This is a genomic window from Flavobacterium frigidum (assembly GCF_048286795.2).
Genome location: NZ_JBLVPT020000008.1, coordinates 1 through 24,091 on the forward strand (window position 1 = coordinate 1; position 24,091 = coordinate 24,091).

General features: G+C 33.2%; 22 protein-coding genes. 18 read left to right on the plus strand and 4 right to left on the minus strand.

From position 1 onward, the window contains the following. Positions 1-147: 147 nt before the first annotated feature. The 9 genes from ACNQGB_RS09535 to ACNQGB_RS09575 all read left to right on the plus strand — a co-directional run bounded on the left by ACNQGB_RS09535 (position 148) and on the right by ACNQGB_RS09575 (position 7,477). Positions 148-633: a hypothetical protein gene (locus ACNQGB_RS09535; protein ID WP_417946525.1), complete on the plus strand. Its 486-nt coding sequence runs from the start codon at positions 148-150 to the stop codon at positions 631-633. 237 nt (positions 634-870) lie between these two features. Beyond that, a complete protein-coding gene (locus ACNQGB_RS09540) occupies positions 871-1,470 on the plus strand; it encodes an REP-associated tyrosine transposase (RefSeq protein WP_417946523.1) in 600 nt (199 codons plus the stop codon). Between the two features lie 342 nt (positions 1,471-1,812). Continuing rightward, positions 1,813-2,586, plus strand: coding sequence for a DUF3667 domain-containing protein (locus ACNQGB_RS09545; protein ID WP_417946522.1), 774 nt, complete (start codon positions 1,813-1,815; stop codon positions 2,584-2,586). A gap of 284 nt (positions 2,587-2,870) precedes the next feature. Beyond that, entirely contained in the window at positions 2,871-3,425 is a 555-nt protein-coding gene (locus tag ACNQGB_RS09550; protein ID WP_417946528.1) for an REP-associated tyrosine transposase, read from the plus strand. 458 nt (positions 3,426-3,883) lie between these two features. Continuing rightward, positions 3,884-4,672: a TlpA family protein disulfide reductase gene (locus tag ACNQGB_RS09555; RefSeq protein WP_417946520.1), complete on the plus strand. Its 789-nt coding sequence runs from the start codon at positions 3,884-3,886 to the stop codon at positions 4,670-4,672. Between the two features lie 248 nt (positions 4,673-4,920). Further along, positions 4,921-5,121, plus strand: coding sequence for a hypothetical protein (locus tag ACNQGB_RS09560; protein WP_417946518.1), 201 nt, complete (start codon positions 4,921-4,923; stop codon positions 5,119-5,121). After that, positions 5,118-5,585: a DUF6624 domain-containing protein gene (locus tag ACNQGB_RS09565; protein ID WP_417946516.1), complete on the plus strand. Its 468-nt coding sequence runs from the start codon at positions 5,118-5,120 to the stop codon at positions 5,583-5,585. The genes ACNQGB_RS09560 and ACNQGB_RS09565 overlap by 4 nt, the downstream gene beginning before the upstream one ends. 200 nt (positions 5,586-5,785) lie before the next feature. Beyond that, positions 5,786-6,244, plus strand: a complete 459-nt coding sequence (locus ACNQGB_RS09570; RefSeq protein WP_417946514.1) for a DUF4440 domain-containing protein — start codon at positions 5,786-5,788, stop codon at positions 6,242-6,244. A gap of 252 nt (positions 6,245-6,496) precedes the next feature. Then, positions 6,497-7,477 carry an endo alpha-1,4 polygalactosaminidase gene (locus tag ACNQGB_RS09575; protein ID WP_417946512.1) on the plus strand — a complete coding sequence of 327 codons (981 nt, stop codon included), beginning with the start codon at positions 6,497-6,499 and terminating at the stop codon, positions 7,475-7,477. 121 nt (positions 7,478-7,598) lie between these two features. Here ACNQGB_RS09575 and ACNQGB_RS09580 read toward each other — a convergent pair whose 3' ends face one another. Continuing rightward, entirely contained in the window at positions 7,599-8,066 is a 468-nt protein-coding gene (locus ACNQGB_RS09580) for a hypothetical protein (protein ID WP_417946511.1), read from the minus strand. Between the two features lie 298 nt (positions 8,067-8,364). On the opposite strand from ACNQGB_RS09580, the gene ACNQGB_RS09585 reads away from it, so the two are divergent. Beyond that, positions 8,365-11,616, plus strand: coding sequence for a S41 family peptidase (locus ACNQGB_RS09585; RefSeq protein ID WP_417946510.1), 3,252 nt, complete (start codon positions 8,365-8,367; stop codon positions 11,614-11,616). Positions 11,617-11,930: 314 nt separating this feature from the next. On the opposite strand, the gene ACNQGB_RS09590 is transcribed toward ACNQGB_RS09585, so the two are convergent. Continuing rightward, on the minus strand, positions 11,931-12,206 hold the full coding sequence (locus ACNQGB_RS09590; protein ID WP_417946508.1) for a hypothetical protein: 276 nt from the start codon (positions 12,204-12,206) through the stop codon (positions 11,931-11,933). Between ACNQGB_RS09590 and ACNQGB_RS09595 the strand changes: the two genes are divergently transcribed. From ACNQGB_RS09595 to ACNQGB_RS09605, 3 genes are all read left to right on the plus strand, one after another. Further along, positions 12,199-12,474 carry a hypothetical protein gene (locus ACNQGB_RS09595; protein ID WP_417946506.1) on the plus strand — a complete coding sequence of 92 codons (276 nt, stop codon included), beginning with the start codon at positions 12,199-12,201 and terminating at the stop codon, positions 12,472-12,474. The genes ACNQGB_RS09590 and ACNQGB_RS09595 overlap by 8 nt on opposite strands. 376 nt (positions 12,475-12,850) lie before the next feature. Next, positions 12,851-13,051, plus strand: a complete 201-nt coding sequence (locus ACNQGB_RS09600) for a DUF4177 domain-containing protein (protein ID WP_417946504.1) — start codon at positions 12,851-12,853, stop codon at positions 13,049-13,051. A 77-nt stretch (positions 13,052-13,128) separates the two neighbouring features. Continuing rightward, a complete protein-coding gene (locus tag ACNQGB_RS09605) occupies positions 13,129-13,842 on the plus strand; it encodes a hypothetical protein (RefSeq protein WP_417946502.1) in 714 nt (237 codons plus the stop codon). A 433-nt stretch (positions 13,843-14,275) separates the two neighbouring features. Here ACNQGB_RS09605 and ACNQGB_RS09610 read toward each other — a convergent pair whose 3' ends face one another. After that, positions 14,276-15,820, minus strand: coding sequence for a DUF2254 family protein (locus tag ACNQGB_RS09610; RefSeq protein ID WP_417946500.1), 1,545 nt, complete (start codon positions 15,818-15,820; stop codon positions 14,276-14,278). Positions 15,821-16,362: 542 nt separating this feature from the next. On the opposite strand from ACNQGB_RS09610, the gene ACNQGB_RS09615 reads away from it, so the two are divergent. Beyond that, a complete protein-coding gene (locus ACNQGB_RS09615) occupies positions 16,363-17,655 on the plus strand; it encodes a M20/M25/M40 family metallo-hydrolase (RefSeq protein WP_417946498.1) in 1,293 nt (430 codons plus the stop codon). A 185-nt stretch (positions 17,656-17,840) separates the two neighbouring features. Beyond that, positions 17,841-18,233: a DUF2721 domain-containing protein gene (locus ACNQGB_RS09620; protein WP_417946496.1), complete on the plus strand. Its 393-nt coding sequence runs from the start codon at positions 17,841-17,843 to the stop codon at positions 18,231-18,233. A 67-nt stretch (positions 18,234-18,300) separates the two neighbouring features. Here ACNQGB_RS09620 and ACNQGB_RS09625 read toward each other — a convergent pair whose 3' ends face one another. Then, positions 18,301-20,418, minus strand: a complete 2,118-nt coding sequence (locus ACNQGB_RS09625; protein ID WP_417946494.1) for a TonB-dependent receptor domain-containing protein — start codon at positions 20,416-20,418, stop codon at positions 18,301-18,303. Positions 20,419-20,565: 147 nt separating this feature from the next. Between ACNQGB_RS09625 and ACNQGB_RS09630 the strand changes: the two genes are divergently transcribed. Genes ACNQGB_RS09630 through ACNQGB_RS09640 form a run of 3 tightly spaced genes read left to right on the plus strand, consistent with a single transcriptional unit; the run spans position 20,566 to position 24,087 of the window. Further along, positions 20,566-21,954, plus strand: a complete 1,389-nt coding sequence (locus ACNQGB_RS09630) for a DUF1800 domain-containing protein (RefSeq protein WP_417946492.1) — start codon at positions 20,566-20,568, stop codon at positions 21,952-21,954. 10 nt (positions 21,955-21,964) lie between these two features. Further along, on the plus strand, positions 21,965-23,134 hold the full coding sequence (locus tag ACNQGB_RS09635; RefSeq protein ID WP_417946490.1) for a DUF1501 domain-containing protein: 1,170 nt from the start codon (positions 21,965-21,967) through the stop codon (positions 23,132-23,134). Between the two features lie 56 nt (positions 23,135-23,190). Then, positions 23,191-24,087 (plus strand): DMT family transporter, encoded by an 897-nt coding sequence (locus ACNQGB_RS09640; protein ID WP_417983952.1) that lies wholly within the window; start codon positions 23,191-23,193, stop codon positions 24,085-24,087. Positions 24,088-24,091: the final 4 nt, after the last annotated feature.

Here is a 24,091-nt window from a genome sequence, read left to right on the forward strand (position 1 = left end):
AAGTACCTATGATGTGTTGCATGCTTAAAAATACGAAAAATCTTCTTTTAATACAAGTTTTTTAGTATATTTGAGCATAATAAAACGGGAGTTTTTTCACAGACTGACGTTATGCCTCAGTTTAGAGAACCGAAATACATTGAATATATGAACCGTAATTTAAAGAAACATAATTTATTGAAATTGCTATCTGAACAATCTAATAAGTTTGATAACAAAACCAGTCTTGAATATAGTGTTTCTTGTGATTTAATCCATAGTAAATTAAATATTGACAAATCAAATCTATATTACTTGATTTCAGAACTAACTTCAAGTAAAGAAATTGATTATTTTTTTTGGAACGACGAAGATAAAAAAGGATTATTTGCAACGCCAGAAGGCGTTTCTTCTTATTCTAAAAATAAATACAAAAATATATTTTACTCAAATTTAAAGAATAATTTAAAGGATTTTGTACAAATAGTAATTCCTGTTTTATCTTTAATTATTGCTTATTTAGCAATTCAACTAAAAATATCAGAAGTCAACAATTACAACCAAAAGCAAATCGATACTTTACGAAAAGAGATAAAAATATTAAAAGCAAATAATCTAAAATCTCAAACACAAACCAAAGCGTCTGAAAAATAAAGTCTATAGTTTTTCTTGAAATAATAAATAATTTTAAAATACTTCCGCCTTTTAAAACGGTGCCGAAGCGAAACTGAAAATTGGAATAAATAAAAACCCAGCTGCTCGAAGTGTTAAAAAAAAATTCTTACAAACTGCAGGCTGCTGTGCGAATGTCTCCGACTTCGCACCCAATCCAATAGTCAACAAACACAATTTTTTACTTGTAAGATAAATAATTATATTTGATATAAAGAAATGTCAGAAGGATATAAAATAAGAGACCACACTTTACCGCATTGTATAACTATTACCGTTGTCGATTGGATTGATATTTTTACAAGACAAACTTATAAAGATGTGATAATTGAAAGTTTAGATTATTGCATCCAGAATAAAGGAATGATTTTGTTCGGATATGTCATAATGAGTAATCATATCCACATGATAATACAATCACAAGAAGCAACACTATCTGACTTGATTAGAGATTTCAAAAAATTTACAGCCAAATCAATTTTAGAAAAAATTCAAAATAGTCCTGAAAGCAGAAGAAAATGGATGTTGGAACGCTTTAAATTGGCAACCGAAAGTCATTCCAGAAACAAAAATTATCATTTTTGGCAATATGGCAATCATCCTGAAGAAGTTTACAGCAACAAGTTTATGTGGACAAAGCTAGATTATATTCATCTGAATCCTGTTAGGGCTGGAATTGTCGAGAAAGCTTCTCATTATGTTTATTCCAGTGCCAGCAATTATGTCTCTGATTCAGGATTGTTGAAAATAGAAAAAGCAGCCACTCCAATTGTTGATGTTATGAATTTGAATAATTTTACCAAATACAATAAATATTGAGTTTGATAAAGTTGGAACGGTAAATAGGAACGGGTGCGAAGTCAGAGACATTCGCACAGCAACTAGTTCTAATAACATTTTGTGCTAAAAAGGAAGACTTCGGGGAGCGGGTTAGAAGTCTATTTCGTTGATTTTTAAATGATTTATTGTTTTGGCAATTACTGCTCTTTGTTGATGATATCCTATAACTGTTCTTTTTATGTCACGCTATTTCAGGACTAGACAAAATAATTTTAATAAAGCTTTCAGATAATATTCTTGAAAGCTTTTTTATTTAGAGACAATAAATTATTACTTTTACTTACAAAATATAACCTATTCTAAAAAGCAAAATAGTAACCCATGGAGAACAAACAATGCCTAAACTGTGAACAAGATGTTTCTGGTAATTATTGTCAGAATTGCGGTCAAAAAAGCAATACACACGCCATAACCTTAAAGCATTTTTTTGCCCACGATATCATACACGGTGTGTTCCATATGGAAAAAGGAATCTTATTTACTTTAAAAGAAACATTTACAAGACCTGGGCAAGCAGCTTTAGATTACATTCATGGCAAAAGAGTAAACTACTATAATGTTTTTGCACTCTCTTTAATAATAATCGCTTTGAATATTCTAACGGTGCATTATTATCATGACCTGAATCCTCCATCAGTTTCTAAAAATACAAATGAGGGAATACAATTAATGAACTTCTTATCGAATAATGTAAAATTAATTCTATTTGGATTAGTTCCGTTATTTGCGGTAAATGCTTTTCTGATTTTCAAAAGATTGAAAATCAACCTAGCGGAGCATTTCATCATTGCCGGAATAAATTTGTTGGGAATCTTGGTTTTGTGTTTATTTGTCAACTTATTGTCACTTTTGAGAGTATTTGAGGAAATTAAATCCTTTTTAGGTATTTTAACAATCATTTATTTCTTCTTGATTGTATTGTTTCCTTTTTGGGTCTATTTTAATGCGACCTATAAAAAGTATTCCATGACAGGGTTTATATGGAGAATAATTGTGTTTTATACACTTCTGTTTTTTGAAATTGTAGTTATAATGTCACTTATTGCAAAAATCGTTACTAATACTACATCCATTAAATTACACTTCAATGCATAAAATTATTTCTGCTCTTGTTCTAAAAAGGAAGTCTTCAAGGAGTGTAGCAGATTTACGTTTATCTTTTGCAATAATATTCTAATAATAGAAAATATCCCAGCTGCTCGAAGTATTATTAAAAAAAACGTTATTTAAATTCTGGGCTGCTATGCGAATGTCTCTGACTTCGCACCTACTCCAATAGGCAACAAACACAATTTTTTACTTATACGATAAATAATTACATTTGATAAAAAGTAATGTCAGAAGGATATAAAATAAGAGCCCAAACTTAACCGCATTTTATTACTTTCACCGTTGTAGATTGGATTGATGTTTTTACAAGACAAACTTATAAAGATGTAATAATTAAAAGTTTAGATTATTGTATCCACAATAAAGGAATGATTTTGTACGGATATGTTATAATGAGTAATCATATCCACATGATAATACAATCACAAGAAGCAACACTATCTGACTTGATTAGAGATTTCAAAAAATTTACAGCGAAATCAATTTTAGAGAAAATTCAAAATAGCCCTGAAAGCAGAAGAGAATGGATGTTGGAACGCTTTAAATTGGCAACCGAAAGTCATTCCAGAAATAAAAATTATCAGTTTTGGCAATATGGCAATCATCCTGAAGAAGTTTACAGCAACAAGTTTATGTGGACAAAGCTAGATTATATTCATCTGAATCCTGTTAGGGCTGGAATTGTCGAGAAAGCTTCGCATTATATTTATTCCAGTGCCAGCAATTATGTTTCTGATTCAGGATTGTTGAAAATAGAAAAAGCAGATACTCCATTTGTTGATGTTATAAATTTGAATAATTTTACCAAATACAATGAATATTGAGTTTGATAAAATTGGAACGGCATATAGGAATTGGTGCGAAGTCAGAGACATTCGCACAGCAAATAGTTCTAATAACATTTTGTGCTAAAAAGGAAGACTTCAGGGAGCGGGGCTATTTGAGACGGATAATTTTTTCGAGATAACACGTATTAAAACTATAACTCTGTTTGGACATCAGCATAAAGCACATATTTAAAAAGCAGAACTAATTTGAGCTACATAAAAAGAATTATTGGGTCATAATAGTAGTAAAACTACCGAAATTTATACCCACGTAAGTACGAAAAGTTTGCAACCAATAAAAAGTCCGTTTGATGATTTATAAAATAAATATACTACATTTGAAAATAAATAAAACTGACTCTTGTCAGACAAAACCACCTAAAATTGGGGTGATAGGTCTGATTTTGTCAGACGTATTTACAAGTTAGCAGATATTTTACCTAAAAACACGAAAAATGAAATCAAAAAACATAATTGTATTTTTTATAATTCTTTTATTTAGTAACATAGTAATTAGTCAAGAAAAGAAATTTACTATTGAAGAATGTAAAAAAATAGACAGAAATGAGTTTATTGAAATTCAGAAAGAAAATCCGAAAATCATAATCAAGTCTATATTCGAAAATGGTAAGCCATACACGAAAAAAGAAAATGATTCTTTAATAAAAAACTCAAAAATTTTTAATTATACGCAAATACTTTTAAAAGATACAATAAGTAATGAACTTGTAATTTTGAATAAAGAATTAAGTAAAGAAGAAATCAAGAATAAAAAGACAGACATTAAAAATAAACTTAAAGCTGAAAAAGATTTTAGAAATGAATTAGATGGTTCAAAAATTGGTGAACTAAATCTTGAAGATTTAAATGGGGAAAAATTTAATCTTGAAAATCTTAAAGGAAAAATAATCGTTTTAAATTTTTGGTTTACTCGATGTAAACCTTGTGTCGCTGAGTTTCCTGAATTGAACAATTTAAAACAAAAATACATAAATCAAGAAGTAGAATTTTTCGCTGTAACTTGGAATAACACAGAAATAATAAACAAATTTTTAATAAATCATAAATTAGATTTTACAATAGTTCCAAACGGAAAAACAATCATTGATCAATTTAAAATTCCGCATTATCCTTATAATATCATAATAGATAAAGATGGAAAAATTGAATATATAAATGACGTTCTGACATTTAACGTACTAAAAAAATTAGAAAATAAAATAAATGAACTACTAAAAAAGTAAAAAAACATCTGCTAACAGATAAGGTTTCGTTGCGGCTGCAAGCCGAACAATGAAACCTGTGTTGAACGGAACCGATTACATGCCGTCAACACTTATGGAGTTATCCCCCGCTGCTCGAAGTGTTAAAAAAAACGTCCTTTAAATCTTGAGCTGCTGTGCGAATGTCTCGAGCTAGACTAGTTAGTGTTTGGGAAGTTTTTTTACTTACATACAATTTATAGACCATGTTACCAAAAAAATCGAAATAGATGAATAAATCATTATTTTTTTTAATTTTAGTTATAATTAGTTGTAATTCAACTAAAGAAATATCGAATTCTGATAAAGAAAAAATAACTTCCGAACTGGATTACATATTTACTATTGACCAAAAATATAGTTTTGCAACTCCTTCTGAAGACCTCATTAAAAATTTGGAAAAAATGAAGCTTGGAAAATTTTTGAAATGAAAAGAGATAGTGTTGGTATTGATAATCAAAAAAAAATTAAAAAAATATATTCAGAATATGGTTATTTGGGATATAATAAGATTGGTCAAGAAAGCTCGAAAAAATTCTGGATTACTATTCAACATGCGGACAATGATATTAAGTTCCAACAGAAAATGCTTAAAGCATTAGAAAAAGAAATCGAGAAAAATAATGCCGAAAAATCTAATTATGCAATGCTTGAGGACAGAATTGCAATTAACCTAAACCAAAAGCAGAGATTTGGTTCGCAAGTTACATACAATAAAGTAGGACAAGCAATTCCAAAAAACGGATTACTTGATTCATTAAATATTGATAATCTGAGATTAAAATATAATTTATCTTCATTTAAAGAATATTATAATGAAATGACGACAAGTCACTTTGAAATGAATAAAAATTATTATGTAAAACAAGGAATGACAGCTCCAAAACTATATTAATAAAACTCACCAGCTAATTTGAAGTGTTTTTGAGAAAACGCTCTTAAAAAATCCCTTTGACTCTCATTTGCTTTAAGTGCTTACTTACTTTATAAAAAATTAATATCACCTTCTTTCTGGCAAACTATAAAAATTGCAGAAACCTGAAAAAACAACTACATTTAAATCATCAACTGATATTTAATTTACTCTCAACAACAATGAAAACACGTAACACCATAATTTTGATGCTGTTTTTTAATTCGATAGCATTCGGTCAAGTTTCAAAAGAAACACACAAAAAACAGATTGAAAAACTAGTACTCAAATCGTTTGATGAAATATGGTCCAAATTAGAACCTAAAAACATTGAGAAATATTACACCAAAGATTTCCTGCTGTTAGAACACGGCGAAGTGTGGAATAACGATATTATTGCAAAGTATTTGAATACAGCCAAACTCAATTTACCCATCCCAAAACGAGTAAACACCATTCAAATTATAGACATCAAAGTTACCAACAAAACCGCTTGGGTTGCCTACCACAACTATGCAACTATTTCTGTTGATGATAAAATTATTAGAAAAGCACATTGGCTAGAAAGCGCCACGGCAATTTTAACCCTTAAAGGTTGGAAGTTTGATATGCTGCATTCTACAAGAGTAAAAAGTGAATAAAAAAAATGCTATTAAACACTATATTTGTAGTTGAACCAAAAATCCTATTAGTGCCTTACTTTATTACAGACCCAAAAGATTGAAAATATAGTTCTGCCAGAAAGTATGGATATAGCAATTAAACGATTTTAGTGATTAATTTGAATTGATAAAGATTATGAGCATGAGCTAAACACATAACGCTACCCATACGTTCAAGACGGCGAGAGTAATTTTACATAACCGCTCGTCCTAAAAAAAGATAAGATACATATGAAATTCAAGACATTTATTTTAGCAACATTAATATTTTCATTTTCATCTTGTAGTAAAGATGATAATAATCTTGACAACGAAACCGAATTCAAACAAAAAATGAGAGAGTTTGTAATCGGGATCAGTCAATACTCGAAAGCAATAAAACCAAATTTCCTTATTGTTCCACAAAACGGAATAGAGTTAGTAAGTAGCAATGGTCAAATATCAGGACAACCTCATACAGATTACCTAAAGGCAATAGATGCTAATGGGCAAGAAGACTTGTTTTATGGTTATGACAATGACGACCAAGCAACCTCTTCAATAGATAATAATTACTTGAGAGAACTATTAAATATTTCAAAAAACGCAGGCAAAACCATTTTAGTAACTGACTATTGTTCTACTCAATCAAAAATGACAAATTCTTATCTTGAAAACTTTAATGCGGGATATATATCTTTTTCAGCAAATCAGAGAGAACTAACTAACATACCATTCTTTCCCAATCCATTATATCAAGAAAACAATGTAGTAGTCAATAATTTATCTCAAGTAAAAAATTTCTTGTATCTAATCAATCCTACAAATTTCACATCAAAAAGTGAATTTATTACAGCTGTTACATCAACCAACTATGATTTACTCATAATGGACTTGTTTTTTAAAGACAATACACAATTTACAAGTTCAGAAATTACACAATTAAAAAACAAAGCTAATGGTGGAAAAAGATTAATCCTTTCTTATATGTCTATTGGCGAAGCAGAAAATTATAGATATTATTGGCAACCGCGTTGGAATACATATAAACCAAGTTGGTTAGATACCGAAAACCCAAATTGGGCAGGAAATTATAAAGTAAAATATTGGAATACAGAATGGCAGAACATTATTTATGGTAACAACAACTCTTACCTAAAAAAAATAATAGATTCAAATTTTGACGGAGTGTATTTAGACATAATTGACGCTTTTGAATACTATGAACAATAAAACTATCATTAACAGCTAGAGTTTTTTGCGTATACAGCACGAACAATAAAAACCTGATGTCAAACAAATAAAGCCGTTCTTCCTCAACGAGAAAAAACGGCTTTTTCTATAGTTCAATATATTAAAAAAGGCCTAATCGTAAGCTATGAGCACGCACTCCTATTTGTGTACGTACTGAAGTAGTGCTTGGTCTTCTTTGATAATTTTTTTGATCGTATTCATAATAATAAAATCCTGCATGTCCATAAAAGGCATCGCTGTGTTGACAATGGGAATCACAATGAGAATGATGCGTTGTGTAAACATCTTCCTTGCTGGCAATATAGGCCTGATACGCTTTTCTATTTTTTTTCTTTAACTCCTTTTCGTACTCTTTTTGCTCTTTCCAGAAAGCCTTTTCTTCGGCTTTAGTTTGAGCCGTAAAGGTCAACTCATAAGTGGCATCTTCTCTGCCCCTTTGCTGATAATACGTAATTTTATCCGTATTGACATTTATGTTTGTTTCACTTTTCACACTAGCTTCTTGTGCATGTGCTGTTGCTATTATTCCCAAAAAAAGTAGGATCAGTAAAGATTTAATTGTTTTCATGATTAGAATTTTTTGTTATAGTTACTATCTTTTTTATTTCTAACTTCAATAGTAAGACAACTAGAAAGTACTTTACCCTACCTAAGAATAATATTATTTCAAAAAATTATTAAAAAACTGCACGGTAATCCATCACTTTTAAGCATATGCTAATTTGCAATGCTTGCCAATGAACGAGACTTGAACATAAAAAAAGTCTTCTCCTTTTTTGCTTTTTCAAATCTCAAAAAAACAAAGTAAACCTGTAACAAAATCTCAAAATAAGCTACTAAATGAAGAACCAAACTCTTAATTAATTATGAATTTAAAATCATCTCTATATTGTGGCTTATTGTTAGTAGCAAGCACAGTATCATTCGCACAAGATGCCCTCTGGTTGCGCCATCCCGCGCTATCGCCTGATGGCAAAAACATTGCTTTTGGCTACAAAGGCGATATCTATGTAGTCAATGCCCGAGGTGGCACTGCAGTTCCTATTACCATTCATGAAGGACACGACATGATGCCTGTGTGGAGTAAAGATGGCAAGCAAATTGCTTTTGCTAGTGACCGCTACGGAAATTTTGATGTGTTTACGCTACCCGTAACCGGAGGAACTCCTACCCGATTAACGTTTAACTCAGCGGCTGATTATCCGTATGATTTTTCACCTGATAGTAAAAATGTATTATTTGGTTCTAGCCGTCAAACGAGCAGCAATAATATTCATTTTTACTCGCCTCGTTTGTTCCAAAACCTTTATACAGTTGCAGCAACTGGCGGAAAACCGGTGTTGGTTACTGAGGGCGGAATAGAATATGCTCGCTACAACGCAGCAGGAAATCAAATTGTTTTTCAAGACCGCAAAGGGTATGAAGATGTCTTACGTAAACACCACACCAGCAGCGTAACGCGTGATATTTGGGTATTTGACGTCAATAAAAAAACCTACACACAATTAAGCACTTACGAAGGTGAAGACCGCGAGCCGGTATACAGCAACGACAACCAACATATTTTCTTTTTGAGCGAAGCAGACGGCAGCAATCAAAACATTTTCAAGCAAAACCTATCTGCTAAAACAGCAACGGCCTTAACTACTTTTAAGAACAACCCAGTAAGACATTTAAGTGTTGCACAAGACAACACCATGTGCTTTTCGCAAGACGGTGAAATTTATACTTTGAAGGAAGGTCAAAGCCCACAAAAAGTAAAAATTACGATCCAAAATGATGGTAAAGGCAATGTAGAGAAAAACGTACCTATTGCAGGTTCCATTTCAGAGTTTGTGCCAAGTCCAAACGGAAAAGAAATTGCAATTGTTTCTAGAGGCGAAATTTTTGTTACCAATGCCGACGGTGGAAGTACTAAAAGAATTACTAACACACCAGAGCAAGAGCGCCATGTGCAATGGTCACCGGACAGTAAAACGCTTATTTATGCTTCAGAGCGAGGAGAAAGTTGGGATCTTTATACCGCTAAAGTAGAACGAAAAGAGGAAGCTTATTTTTACTCAGCTACCTTAATTAAAGAGGAAAAACTAATTCCTTCTGACAAGGAAGAGTTTATGCCTAAATTTAGCCCTGACGGCAAAGAAATAGCTTTTGTTGAAGATCGCAATATTGTTCGTGTGTACAATTTGGCGACCAAAAATACAAGAACCATTTTACCCGAAGGTAGAAATCACAGTTATTCTGATGGCGATTTTGGTTTCAACTGGAGTGATGATAGCAAATGGCTTTTTGTAGATGATAGTATGGGGAATTTTAATGCAACCCATACCGCGATGATCAAAGCTGATGGTTCTGAAACTAAATACCCAATTATGAGTGGTTTTGGCGAAGATGCGGCCAAACAACAAATGAAAGGAAAAGCGCTTGCGTGGTTGAGCAGCAAAGAAGGTCGAAAATCACTAGCCAATCAGGGCAGTAGAGAACTCGATGTGTACGCCGTATTTTTCGATAAAAAAGACTTTGAAAATTTTAAATTATCCAAAGAAGAAGCTGCACTTGCAAAAGAAATAAAAGACAAAGAGAAAGAAGCCGATGACAAAAAAACTGCTGCTAGCACTGATAAAAATAAAAAAGAAACCCCTAAAAAAGAGGAAGTAGTAATTTGGAATCCAGATTTAACCGATCTTGAAACCAGAAAAGTACGTGTAACCATCAACAGCTCTTCTATTGCTGATTTTGTGTTTAATGATGACGGAAGCAAACTGTTCTATTTAGCTTCTTTTGAAAAAGGATTCGACCTTTGGGTAACCGATACCAAAACGAAGGAAACTAAGATTTTAGCCAAACTAGGATCATCCCCAAGTACTTTATTTTTGAGTAAGGACAACAAAACATTGTTTGCACGAAACGAAGGAGGCTTATCTAAAATTGAAACTGAAAGCGGGAAAATTATCGGAATCAGTGTATCGGCAGAGATGGTTTTAAACACCGAAGCAGAGCGCAACTACATTTTCAATCACATGTGGAGACAAACCGCTAAGAAATTTTACGACCCAAAATTACATGGCGTGGATTGGAAAATGTATAAAGAAACTTATGCTAAATTTTTACCACACATCAATAACAACTATGATTTTCAAGAATTATTGAGTGAAATTTTAGGAGAGCTCAACGCATCACACACCGGAGGGCGCTACAGCACTAATTTTCCTAATATGGATGCAACCGCTTGTTTGGGTTTGCTATACGATGAAAAAAATGCCACTGACGGTTTAAAAGTTACTGAGGTTATCGTAGGCGGGCCTTTTGATAAAACAGGCTTAAAGCTTAAAGCAGGCGCCACTATCAACAAAATTGACAATGAGCAAATTACTGCAAATACGGATTGGGCTAAGTTTTTGAACAGAAAAACGGGTAAATTAATCCTAATTTCTGGAGTTGATGCTACTGGTGTGGCGTTTCAAGAATCGGTGAAGCCGATTTCATTTGGTGAAGAATCGGGTTTAATGTACAATCGTTGGATTAGAAAAATGAATCAAATTACTGAAAAATTGAGTAACGGTAAAGTAGGCTACGTGCATGTACAAGGTATGAACGACGGTAGTTTTAGAGAAGTTTTTGACCAAGTAATGGGTAAGAATTTCGAAAAAGAAGCTTTGATTGTAGATACTCGTTTTAATGGTGGTGGCTGGTTACACGATGATTTGAATACGTTATTGAGTGGCAAACGCTACCTTGAATTTGCCCCACAAGGCAACCGATTAAAAGATGCAGAACCATTAGGTAGATGGACCAAACCAAGTTGTGTATTAATGAGCGAAGGCAATTATTCAGATGCATTTATTTTCCCATATGTGTACAAGCAAAACGGGATTGGAAAATTAATTGGAATGGGCGTACCCGGAACAGGAACCGCTGTCTGGTGGGAAACCCAAATTGATCCTACTTTAGTTTTCGGAATTCCAATGGTAGCTACTATCGGAAAAGAAAACAGACCTACTGAAAACTTACAAGTAAATCCAGATATTCCAGTTGCATTAAAATACGAAGATTATTTGAACGGACAAGACAAACAATTAGAAAGAGCTGTTGAAGAAATGCTAAAAACCATTAAATAAGATGCTCATTTTAGATTGCTCAATTAAAATTTAGGCAACGCTGAGTGAACTAAAATAAAAAGAGGCTGTTCCAAATAATTTTGGACAGCCTCTTTTTTTGGTTTACTTATTGTACAATTCTATAAAAACATACGCCAATCGTGCAAATTTACAATCCGTGCTCGCATGGTATATCGGACAAAAGAAATCCTCAATTTAAAATTAAAAAAAAGAGTCCTAAACCATTGACCATTGGAATACGCATGGATTACAAATTCCTCTGACGGTTTCCAAATAACACAAGAATCTTCAATCGCAAACTTGCAGGTTTTTTTTTATGCTATTTCATTTCCAATGTTATAAATAGTTTCGTCTACAGTTTTGAAGGCTTTTAGATATTCAATCGCCTCAATTTCAGCTCTTGTAATTTCGTTATTATCCGAATAATGATTGTTTTCATAGTGTTTCAGAATGCCTTTTAACTCTAAAGTTTTTATTTGTTGTTTCGCCTTCTGATTAAAATTATCCAATTCAACTTCAATAGTATTGAGTTTTTCCTTTGAGATTTTCAGATTCCCGTTTTCATAATTCGATAAATTGTAAATGGTCATCTACCTCGCTCTGAAAGAGCTCGTGTGGCAATATGGCAATCATCCTGAAGTAGTTTACAGCAACAAGTTTATGTGGACAAAGCTAGATTATATTCATCTGAATCCTGTTAGGGCTGGAATTGTCGAGAAAGCTTCTCATTATGTTTATTCCAGTGCCAACAATTATGTTTCAGATTCAGGATTATTGAAAATAGAAAAAGCTGACACTATAATTGTTGATGTTCTGAATTTAAATAATTTTACCAAATACAATGAATATTGGGTTTGATAAAGTTGGAACGGCATATAGGAATGGGTGCGAAGTCAGAGACATTCGCACACCAACTAGTTCTAATAACATTTTGTGCTAAAAAGGAAGACATCGTAGAGCGGGGGACATTCGCACAGCAGCTAGTTCTAATAACATTTTGTTCTAAAAAGGAAGACTTCGGGAAGCAGGGTTCTCACTGCTATCGGGGCTATGTGAGACGGATAATTTTTACAAACTCGTATTTCAAAATTACAATTTGTAAGATTATTTTAATATATTTGAGCAATGCATAAGATGAAATAAAAACGCTTTAATCCGGCTAGATTGGCTGGTGCTAGTTTATTGTGCTTGTTTACAACTTGGCAAAAATTTTAAAAACTAGAACCATAAAACAATGAAAGACTACAAAGTAGAAACCTTAATTTATTATTCAAAATTTTCTTTTGACAAAAATCACATTGTAATAAAATCCAAACAAGAAATTCAAGAAAAACTTAATGAATATTCTAAAAATGGATATAGATTAGTTACAACAAATTCAATAAATTTTGGATTAGCAATTTATATTTTTTTGTATTTTGAAAAAGATGTTTAATATACAATTCTTATTGGCAGAAAGTTTTAAAAACAAAATTTTAAATGTAAATAACTTATTTAAAGTAAAACAATTATATGGAAGTACATCACCACGGACATCATGAAGGAAAAAAAACTTGGAAATCTTATATTCGGGAATTTTTAATGTTATTTTTTGCTGTTTTTTGCGGATTTCTCGCAGAATGGAGACTTGAAGTCATGATAGAAAATCATAGAGAGGATGAGTATATTCATTCTATTGTCGAGGATATCTCTGCTGATGTTAAGCAAACTGAAAATTTACAAATCGATTTAAGAAATAGAATAACTTTAATAAATGCTTTATTAAAAGAAATAACTTCTAAAAACATTCAAGAAAATTCAAATAAAGCTAATAAATTATGGTTATCCACTCTTGGATTTCCTGATTTTGTTCAGAATGACCGAACAATTCAACAACTAAAAAGTAGTGGTTCTTTAAGAATTATAAGAAATAAAAAAGTTTCTGATAAAATTATGGAATACGACCAAACTGTAAGATTGCTCTATATTACTCAAACGAACATGAATACGATTGCTTCAAACAATACTTTATATGGTCAGTTTTTTGATTTAATAAAACTCCAAAACGAAAATTCTATAGCTATTCCTATAACAGAAAACGGGAAAAATTTATTAAATGAAGCTTACTCAAGTAGGTTTTTTTGGAGGATTAACCTACTAAGTTTAAACAAACGTCTGATTACATTAAATAAAAAAGGAAAAGAGGTAAGAGAAATAATTACTGAAGAATATAAATTACGTAAATAAACTAAAACTGCCACTAATAGCTAGCGATTCGTTTCCTGCGCAGCACGAACAATGAAACTTCGGTTGAATAGCTTGTCCCGTTCTTATGGGAGATCCAGTCATTGGCAGGTACTATGGAATTATCAGAAAGTTTTAATAAAGAATATCAATAGGATTGAGTGTTCTCTTTTATTTTGAGAAGCAATTTTGTGTTTGCTATTGTGTTTCCACGCTCATGCGGATTTGACATTTTTTACACAGCCATTACCAATCGTGCAAATTTACAATCCGTGCTCGCATGGTATATCGGACAAAAGAAATCCTCAATTTAAAATTTCAAAAAAGCGTCTTAAGTCATTGACCATTGGAATACGCATAGATTGCAAATCCTCTGACGGTTTCCAAATAAGACAAGAACCTTCAAACGCAAACTTGCAGGTTTTTTTTATGTTATTTAATTTCCATTGTTATAAATAGTTTCGTCTACAGTTTTGAAGGCTTTTAGATATTCAATCGCCTCAATTTCAGCTCTTGTAATTTCGTTATTATCCGAATAATGGTTGTTTTCATAGTGTTTCAGAATGCCTTTTGACTCTAAAGTCTTTATTTGTTGTTTCGCTTTCTGATTAAAATTAGCCAACTCGACTTCAATAGTATTGAGTTTTTCCTTCGAGATTTTTAAATTCCCGTTTTCATAATTCGACAAATTGTAGATGGTCATCAGCTCCATTTCGACTACTTGTTGGATTAAAATCTTTAAATGAAAAGGATTTTGTACTAAAGGCAGTATGATTCTAATTGATCTAAGAATACGCTTGACCACAGTTGGATCACCCTTGCCCCACTGAAAAATTTGGTCGTAGCAAAAATCGATAAACTCTTCAAAACTAAATTCGTTGACTTGTATATTTTTAGACTCGACAGCTCTAGAATCTATTGATGGAAATTCTTTCAGTGCTAATTCTTTGGCTATTTCGCCTATTTGATCAATACAATTCAAACAAGTCGTAGGATCATTAACTGCAGGCGAAATTGCTTTGATGGCAATATCAACCAATTTGCGTACGCCAAAATTTATGTCCTGTGTATGACTCCTAAATTGCTCTACCTTAAACGCATCACGTACAATACTATTTACTTGTTGTCGTAATTCGGCTATTTGGTTGGATGAAATTTCCTGATTAAAAACCAATGCCAAAAGTACGGTTGTGTCTTTCATTATAAATTCGCCAACGATTGGTTTTTGATACGCATTTTCAAAATAAGGCGCCATTGCTGAACGTGAAATATAAGTTGATACTCTTTCTAATTTTTTATAATTTACACTGTCTAAATACCCTGATTCAAACGGACTCACAATCTGGATTTTGAACTTATTAGGATCAATGAGAGAACGTTTGTTCAAGAGATTTTTACCCACACACCAGGTGTCAGGATACAAAATATTGATTTCCTCAACCATATCAATCTTAATGCGATTTGTAATGCTGGCCACGTTCATATTAATGCTCAAATAGGTAATCATCCTAGGATAAGACCAAGCCAAACCATAAAAAGCAAAAAGGGAACCCACATAAAGTGTTAAAAGAAACGGAGTTTGAGGGAAAAACACCGATACTAATTGCGGCAAAACACATAGCGATATGGTACCCACAAATAAGCCCACAAACTTTTGCATTTTAAAATCATTTACTAAAAAATGCCTCAAAATTCTGGGAGAAAATTGCGACGAAGCCAATTGCATTACCACAAATATCACTGAAAATGTAGTAAGTGAAATCCCAATAAGAATAGATATCAAGATATTAGCTACCCCTACTAAGCGCGTGTAAGTTTCTAATTTGTTTATTTGAAACAACGATCCAAAATCAACGTGGTATTCTAGAAACATCAAAGCCGTTCCAATAAAAAGGGCATAAACAGCACTTAAAAAGGTCCCGAGATCTTTCAATCGGTGAATGAATATTTTTTTAAGCGTGTATTTCAGTTTTTGTCTCATGATCTATCTATAAAAAGTAAAACTACTAAAAATCAATTTACAAACGCTGATAAACTTTCGATACAAAAACAACATTCCTTTAAAATGAACATTTCAAAATTATGTCTCCAAGTAGGGCTTTTTACTATAATCTTATTTACTTTTGAAGGCAATAAACCAGCAAAATAGAGTTCTATTTTTTATCTATATTCATGATAAAATGTATTTACCGATCTCGGATTTACAAACCGTGCACACAAAGTTGAGCAAACAATACCAGTAAAAAGTTATAATTCTTAAAACTACGAAAATTATTTTAAGTTAAGATTAGGAGCATTCTTGTTTGGTTAAAACATGGCGTTTTTTTGTTGCCAATTGGAGTGATACAACATAAACAAAAGCGATAGCGAACTGAAGAAGTATTTCTGCGCTACTTGAGTTTTCTTATTTGGAAAATGAAATAGAATTTTTTGATTAGATTTGTTTTAACCTGACGTCTTTGTGGCTGTGAATTGCAAGTTCTCAAAAACAGAAGGATAATTAGAATTTTAAAATGTACCATAATGAAGAAAATACTCCTATCACTTTGTTTTTTAATTGCTTTTATCAATGGCAAAGCACAAAATTTATCTAATACAGAAAAAAAAATCGTTGCCTATGTCAATGAGCATTTGCCAGAAACTAAAGATTTACTTGTAAAAACAGTCAACATCAATAGTGGAACATTAAATATTGAAGGTGTAAAAAAAGTAGGCGCCATTTACAGTGCCGAGCTTGAAAAAGCTGGACTTAAAAGCGAATGGATAAACTTACCAGATAGTTTGCAACGAGCTGGTCATTTAGTGGCCACCAAAAAAGGAACTAAGGGAAAACGTATCTTTATTATTGGGCATTTAGATACGGTTTTTGAACCAAATATGCCTGCCAATAATTGGACAATGTTAAATGACTCAACAGCCACAGGGCAAGGTGCTATTGATATGAAAGGGGGTGATGTAGTAGTTATTGCAGCATTGCAAGCCTTAAAAAATTTAGGCTTATTAGACAACGCATCAATAATAGTTTATTTTACAGGAGATGAAGAAAGAGCTGGTCTACCCATTAGCGTAAGCCGAAAAGATTTTATAACACGAGCTCAGCAATGTGATGTAGCATTAGGTTTTGAAACAGCCATCGGTTTCAACACGGTTACAACAGCTCGTCGTGGAGCTAGCAGCTGGACATTAAATGTGAATGCCAAAACTGGCCACTCTCAGGGTATTTTCAGTAGTAATTCTGGCTATGGTGCTATTTATGAATCTGCAAGAATTCTAAATGATTTTCGTTTGCAATTGAGTCAAGAAAAGTATTTGACCTTTAATCCAGGATTGATAGTTGGCGGCTCAGAAATGAATTATGATGCTGATAAAGCCAAAGGTGATGCAATAGGTAAAACAAATATCATTTCGCCTACAGTTACCGTTGTTGGTGATTTACGTTTCTTGACCGATGAACAAAAAGAAACAGCCAGAGAAAAAATGAAAGCTATTGTAGCCAATAATCTAAATGGCACAAAGGCTACAATTAGTTTTAGCGATGGTATACCTGAAATGGCTCCAAAAGAAGGTAATAATCGCTTACTTGCTACTATTGATAGTATTTCTCAAGACATGGGAATAGGTAAAACAGTTGCCGGAGACCCTGGTTCTAGAGGTGCTGGTGATATTTCGTATATAGCTAAATATGTAGATTGTATAGATGGTTTAGGTTCTTCTGGCAAGGGTGCCCATGCTGCTGTTGAAACTATTAACCTAAAAGAATTTCCGTATTTAATTCAACGAGCTGCGATTTTAATTTACAGATTAACGCAAAATTAAAAGACATTTACAGCTTTCTCCAGGAGTATGAGTTTACAATTGTATGGAATTGAATTCCATTTAAGAATAAACAAGCCTACTTTAGAAAACGCTCAATGTAAAGCAATTAACAACTTTTGTACACAAGAAAGTAGTTATCCCAATTTGTTTATCGAAATTTGCATCTTCAATTCAAACGATCAAAAATGATATTACAAATAGAAACTCCTGCCCTACTTTTTGGTGCTACTTCATTAATATTACTAGCCTACACAAATAGGTTCTTGACAATTGCTACTATTGTACGTGGGCTGAAAAAAACATATAAAGAAAAAGCAAACGACCTGATTTTATTAGAAATCAAAAATCTAAACTTGCGCTTAACCCTTATTCGAAATATGCAATTAGCGGGCGTATTGAGTTTGTTTCTATCTGTTTTTGCGATGCTACTCTTATTTTTGGAGCAACAAACCGCTGGTGTTTATCTTTTTGGGATGAGTTTATTGGGATTATTGATTTCCTTGGGATTATCATTTTGGGAAATCAGTATTTCTGTGAATGCCTTACGTTTGCATTTAAGTGACTTGATGCATAAATAAGCACCTAATTTTACAAAAAAGAGCTGTAAAATAATCTTACAGCTCTTTTAAAAATTATTGTAAAATGTTATTGCGTTATAATTCCTTCTTCTTCTTTCTTCTCTTTGTTTAATAAATTCGGGGTTTCTTTGGCCAATTTATTTTTCGTTGGAATTTTATAATTTAAGCTAAAGCCAAATTTCCTAGTGTCTTGTTTGCTGCTAATTAACAAAGGTGTTTCAAAAGCGTTGAAAGCATTCCTATTGGTATTCAAAACATCATCGGCAAAAACAGAAAGTGTCAATTGGTCTTTCAAAAACTTTTTAGAAAAGGTTAAATCCAATGAATTTCTTAGCGGTTCTACTGCGATAAAATAAAAATAGTTTCCTTTTGGCACAACGTAATTATAGTTGGCTACAAACTTTATCTTTTTTGGAAGTACTATTTGCGACATGAAGTTAAACATCCAAAAACCATTGGTATCAACGTTGGGAATTTGGTGGTATTGATAACCTGTATACACGTATAAAAAGTTCATGGTATCTGGATTCACATTCATTTTCATAGTTTCAGCGAAGCCTTTAGTAAACAACATATACGGAATTGGCATGCCCACACTAAAATTATGAATCTTCACTTCGGGAATATTCTCATTTGTATTGCTCGCTACATCATTATTAAGCGTCACTCTATTGATCACTTGGTTCTTTGCCGAACTGATGTTGTAACTAATAAAAGCATAATCAAAGGCGCTTAACTTTACTTCGTAATTATCAAAAATCGTAGGCTGCAGGTTCGGATTACCAGAATAATCTACATTTGGGTTTTGATAATTGGTATTGTTTGGGTTCAAAGCAGAAGTGCTTGGTAAGGTGATTTTTTTATTATAATTCACATTAAAATTAACGGATGTACTAAAATTGTACTGCGCACTTGCATTAGGAAAAAAGCGAAACTGTTTGAATGAACTCAAAACAGCCACGTCAGTTTTACCTGTTATGTTGTAATCTTCTGCACGACCACCAACAATAAAATTTATTTTGTCAAACTTAGTCTGGAATTCTAGATACGATGCGGTCGTTCTACGTTTGTATTCCAAGTTAGTGGTTTCCATACTCTTTGCATCAAAAAGCAACTCTTCGTATAATGCTCCAAAACTAATTTTCCCTTCATCCGAAAACTTCATAGGTTGAGAATAATCAAACTTAGCGTTGTATAAATTTTGATTTGATGAATTATCTAACGTGGACGTTGAACTTCCCACTGGATTCAATTGAAAATCATTCGTGTTGTTGTTGTAATTGAATTTAAATTCCAACTTTTTAGCAGATTCTTTAAATTTTTTCTGATAGGTCACGACAGCATCTTGGCGCAAGCCCGTACTTTGAGAAGCATCATTGGTGCTAAATCCTGGTCCGCTTCCTAATGTATTGCTATCATTATTGTTGTGCGTCACATCATAATTAAGCAACAAACGATCTTTCCTAATATCAAATGTAAGCGCCGATTTGATAAAATTATTTCTCCCTGTACGATCGGCATCCGTTTTAGAAAGTAAGGAATTCATGCCATTTTCCTGTTTTTGAAGAGAAGACCACACGGCGCTTTCTCTATAATTTTGGCCAAGATTTAACTGCCATCCAAAATATTTATTCTTGGCACTCAACAAAAGACTGTTGTTCATTCTCAACCGCACATCATCATAACTCGTAAAACTTGTACTGTTGGTATAGGTTGCACTCAGGTAGTTTTTTGCATTTTTATTGGTAATAATATTTAAAATTGCACCACCAGAAGTGGCAGGAAACTCTGCTCCTGGTTGTGTAATAATTTCAATTTTTTCAATTGCATTAGCTGGCATCCCTTCTAGAAAAGCGTTCAACTCATTCGTAGAAATATTCAATGGTCGGCCGTCCATAAAAACGTCCAATTGTTTTCCTTGGTACATCATTCCAGCAATATCTGAAGCGATTAAACCAGATAATTTTTTGATCCCTTCTAGCACAGAACCAGTATTTAAATTGGGCTGATCGGCAAAGTTAAATATCGTACGATCTGCTTTTTGCTCTATCGCTTTTTTAGTTTTTATAATAGTAACCTCGTTTAATTCGGTTGTTTTTTCAGGAGCTTTTTCGGGAGTAGTTTGAGCCGAAAGGGTATAAAAACTGGTAAGACTCAACAAGGCAATCAATTGTATTTTTTTCATGATTTTTATATAGATATCCCATAAGTCCACGTTTTAACTGATATGTTACAAAAAGAATGAAAAAATATGAACAGCAAAACACCAATCAAGCTGTGGATTAAACCCTAGAACACGTTTTAAGTCTAACTCGTATAGCACTTTACGATTATGAACAATCACTCCCTTTGGTCTTTACGACTCGGATATTCAGCGCAACAAGCGTCGACCATCAAAAAATTAGGTTTAAAAACCTCCTTGGAGCAATCCTTTGCTACTCCATTTGATGCAAAACTTCCTGATTTTTTAGAAAATAGTCCAAAAACTATCAGTGAATATAAAGAACTCCGAAATAAGCTAAAAAACGCTAGTCCAGAGCAAGTAAAGGAAATTCGCAAACAAGAAGGACAATCTACCCTTGCCATGAAAGCATGGTGGATTGAAAAAATGTATCACAATGAGTTGCCATTGCGTGAAAAAATGACTTGTTTTTGGCACAATCATTTTGTCGCCACCTCCCAAAAAGTAAAAGTGAATTACTGGATTTTTCAGCACAACCAAATTTTACGCGAACATGCTTTTGGCAATTTCAAAACCTTGACCAAAGCGATTATTCAAAGCAATGCAATGGTGTGTTATCTGGATAATGTGGACAATCGAAAAGGAAAACTGAACGAAAATTTAAGTAGGGAATTATTGGAACTTTTTACGCTTGGAATAGGAAATTACTCGGAGGAAGATATAAAAAATGGCGCTAAAGGTTTGGCAGGACCCGGTATTGGTGAAGACAACGCGGTTTATCGTAAATTTTTTGAAGAGCAAGAAAACTTTGTTTACTTGGGCAAGAAAGGAAATTTCAAGCTGAACGAAATGGTGGATATTATTTTTGAACAACCCAATATTCCCTATTTGATTACTCGAAAAATTTTGCAATGGTTTATTTACGATCGTCCAAAAGAAGATTTGGTGCGCTATTATGGGGACTATTTTAAAAAGATGAACTTTGAAATCAAGCCGCTTTTAGAAAAAATTTTTACCGAAGAGTTTGCTAAAAACACTGCTGGTTCTAAAATTAAAAACCCTTTAGAATACAGTTTGCAGATCATGAACGAACTACAAATTGTTAATCCGAATACCAAACTAATTGCCTTTTTCATCAAACAGCAAGGGATGGATTTATTTGATCAACCCAACGTGAAAGGCTGGGACGGTGGGAATTCTTGGTTGACATCACAGATCTTTCTGCAACGAAATAACGCGGCCGATTTACTTTGCAATGGTAAAAGTTTGAACCGTGATGCTAAAAATGAAGACACTATGATGCGACAAAATCCCAAAAAGCTTCTTTCTGTGCAATTAAATTGGAACAAGACTGGCACTAACAAGGAAATCATAAACGAACTTAAAGACCGATTGCTGTTTCAAACAGACGATTACAGTCAAACCGATTTTGAAAAAATATTGAAATATGATTTTGATCCTAAAACAGCAGGTTCCGAAAATGCTGTGATGCGCTTGTTCAATTACATGATTAAAACACCTGAATTCCAACTCATTTAGAACTACAATTATGAACAGAAGACATTTTTTGACACTGACCGGAACCTTTACAGGAGGTTCACTTCTATTGCCTGATTTTCTGTATTCTTTTGGTTCGCAAAACAATCTAGTAATCGGCGAACAATGTGTTGTTTTTGTACAATTAAATGGTGGAAATGACGGATTAAATACATTCATTCCATTTGAAGATGGACTCTATTATGACTTGCGTCCAAAAATTGCACTCACCAAAGATGAAGTACTAAATGCAGCTAAAGGAATGGCGTTTCACCCTGCTTTGAAGGGATTTGCGCGTATGCAGCAAAACGGAGATCTTTCGGTTATTCAAAATGTGGGCTATCCCAATCCTGCACGTTCTCATTTTCGAAGTCAAGAAATTTGGCAAACTGCTCCCACTAATCAAGAGTATTTAAATGATGGTTGGTTGGGTCGCTACTTGGATTTACAATGCAAAGAACACCAATCTACAGCGGGTATAAATATTGACAGTATCGATAATTTGGCACTCAAAGGCGAAGAACCCAACTCGATTACTGTTAAAAATCCCAACCGATTTGTTACTAAAAACAAACTGGAAAATGACAGCCAATTATCGAATAACCCACAGTTAGATTTTGTTCGAAAAATAGCCAATTCTGTTGTCGAAGGCTCGGATGACATTCAGAAAGCCATAACAAAATCAGTACCCTCGGATGTAGTGTATCCAAAAACAGGATTATCAAAAAATCTCGAATGGATTGCCAAACTAATCAAAGGCAACTTAAATTCAAAAGTGTATTATACTTCGTTGGGAGGTTTTGACACGCACGACAACCAACTCGACATTCATAAAAACAAGCTCACAGAACTAAACGATGCTATTTTTAATTTTTATGAAGATTTAAAAAAAGCACAGCTGTTGCAAAATGTAACCATTGTAGTGTTTTCAGAGTTTGGTCGCCGCGTTAGAGATAACGGAAAAGGAACCGATCACGGAACAGCCGCTCCAATGTTCATCATTGGTGGAAACAACCAAGGAAAAATAATAGGTCGAAACCCTGATCTTGCTGATTTAGATCAAAGTGATTTAAAACATGATATTGATTTTAGAAGTGTATATGCCTCTATTTTGAGAAATAAATTGGACTTTGATCCTACTCGAATTGGTATACAAAACCCTATTTTGAAAGGACTTTTTTAAGTTTGCCACGAATCACTTTAAAAACCTATCTTTGCCCGCTTTTTAAAATTGAAAAAATGACAAAGAATAGTGTATTAAAAGGAGTTTTTTTAGTAGGTCTTGGAGCAACCAGTTATGGTATGCTAGCGACTTTTGTAAAAATAGCCTACGGCGAGGGGTTTACTACACCCGAAGTTACGATAGCCCAATTTGTATATGGCATCTTAGGAATGCTGCTCATTAATTTGTTTCAAAAAGCAAAAAAGGGTAATGACGTTGTAAAAGCATCTAAGAAAAACATTTCTCAATTGATGCTTGCAGGTACTTCGCTGGGAATGACGAGTATTTTTTATTATTTGGCTGTTAAGTACATTCCCGTTTCGATTGCTATCGTTTTATTGATGCAAACCGTTTGGATGGGCGTTTTATTCGAAATGATTTTAGAAAAGAAAAGACCTTCTACCCAAAAAATAATTTCTGTTATCATCGTTTTAACAGGAACGGCGTTTGCTACGAATTTGATCCAAAGCAATGTAGAATTGGACTGGCGCGGTATCGTTTTAGGACTTTTGGCGGCAACATCTTTTACCACAACCATGTTTACCGCTAATCGGGTGGCGACAAATATTTCATCGGCACAAAGAAGTTTGTATATGCTCTTGGGCGGTGCTGTGATTGTTACCGGTTTTGCTATTGCTACACAAACAGCTCCTTTTAATTTTGAAATTTTCATGAAATGGGGAATCATCCTAGCATTGTTTGGAACTATAATTCCGCCTTTATTGTTTAATGCGGGTTTCCCACTAACAGGAATTGGCCTTGGGAGTATCGTTTCGGCATTAGAATTACCCGTTTCAGTATTAATGGCTTATTTTTTATTGAATGAAAAGGTAATTCTGATTCAATGGATTGGAATTATTCTAATCATTTTGGCAATTATAATAATGAACGTAAATTTTAAGAAAAAAGGGTAATTTC

Excerpts from the sequence above, each read along its gene's own strand:
- ACNQGB_RS09535 (WP_417946525.1), top strand. The coding sequence starts at position 148 with ATGAACCGTAATTTAAAGAAACATAATTTATTGAAATTGCTATCTGAA.
- ACNQGB_RS09540 (WP_417946523.1), top strand. The coding sequence starts at position 871 with ATGTCAGAAGGATATAAAATAAGAGACCACACTTTACCGCATTGTATA.
- ACNQGB_RS09545 (WP_417946522.1), top strand. The coding sequence starts at position 1,813 with ATGGAGAACAAACAATGCCTAAACTGTGAACAAGATGTTTCTGGTAAT.
- ACNQGB_RS09555 (WP_417946520.1), top strand. The coding sequence starts at position 3,884 with ATGAAATCAAAAAACATAATTGTATTTTTTATAATTCTTTTATTTAGT.
- ACNQGB_RS09560 (WP_417946518.1), top strand. The coding sequence starts at position 4,921 with ATGAATAAATCATTATTTTTTTTAATTTTAGTTATAATTAGTTGTAAT.
- ACNQGB_RS09565 (WP_417946516.1), top strand. The coding sequence starts at position 5,118 with ATGAAAAGAGATAGTGTTGGTATTGATAATCAAAAAAAAATTAAAAAA.
- ACNQGB_RS09570 (WP_417946514.1), top strand. The coding sequence starts at position 5,786 with ATGAAAACACGTAACACCATAATTTTGATGCTGTTTTTTAATTCGATA.
- ACNQGB_RS09575 (WP_417946512.1), top strand. The coding sequence starts at position 6,497 with ATGAAATTCAAGACATTTATTTTAGCAACATTAATATTTTCATTTTCA.
- ACNQGB_RS09580 (WP_417946511.1), bottom strand. The coding sequence starts at position 8,066 with ATGAAAACAATTAAATCTTTACTGATCCTACTTTTTTTGGGAATAATA.
- ACNQGB_RS09585 (WP_417946510.1), top strand. The coding sequence starts at position 8,365 with ATGAATTTAAAATCATCTCTATATTGTGGCTTATTGTTAGTAGCAAGC.
- ACNQGB_RS09595 (WP_417946506.1), top strand. The coding sequence starts at position 12,199 with ATGGTCATCTACCTCGCTCTGAAAGAGCTCGTGTGGCAATATGGCAAT.
- ACNQGB_RS09590 (WP_417946508.1), bottom strand. The coding sequence starts at position 12,206 with ATGACCATTTACAATTTATCGAATTATGAAAACGGGAATCTGAAAATC.
- ACNQGB_RS09600 (WP_417946504.1), top strand. The coding sequence starts at position 12,851 with ATGAAAGACTACAAAGTAGAAACCTTAATTTATTATTCAAAATTTTCT.
- ACNQGB_RS09605 (WP_417946502.1), top strand. The coding sequence starts at position 13,129 with ATGGAAGTACATCACCACGGACATCATGAAGGAAAAAAAACTTGGAAA.
- ACNQGB_RS09610 (WP_417946500.1), bottom strand. The coding sequence starts at position 15,820 with ATGAGACAAAAACTGAAATACACGCTTAAAAAAATATTCATTCACCGA.
- ACNQGB_RS09615 (WP_417946498.1), top strand. The coding sequence starts at position 16,363 with ATGAAGAAAATACTCCTATCACTTTGTTTTTTAATTGCTTTTATCAAT.
- ACNQGB_RS09620 (WP_417946496.1), top strand. The coding sequence starts at position 17,841 with ATGATATTACAAATAGAAACTCCTGCCCTACTTTTTGGTGCTACTTCA.
- ACNQGB_RS09625 (WP_417946494.1), bottom strand. The coding sequence starts at position 20,418 with ATGAAAAAAATACAATTGATTGCCTTGTTGAGTCTTACCAGTTTTTAT.
- ACNQGB_RS09630 (WP_417946492.1), top strand. The coding sequence starts at position 20,566 with ATGAACAATCACTCCCTTTGGTCTTTACGACTCGGATATTCAGCGCAA.
- ACNQGB_RS09635 (WP_417946490.1), top strand. The coding sequence starts at position 21,965 with ATGAACAGAAGACATTTTTTGACACTGACCGGAACCTTTACAGGAGGT.
- ACNQGB_RS09640 (WP_417983952.1), top strand. The coding sequence starts at position 23,191 with ATGACAAAGAATAGTGTATTAAAAGGAGTTTTTTTAGTAGGTCTTGGA.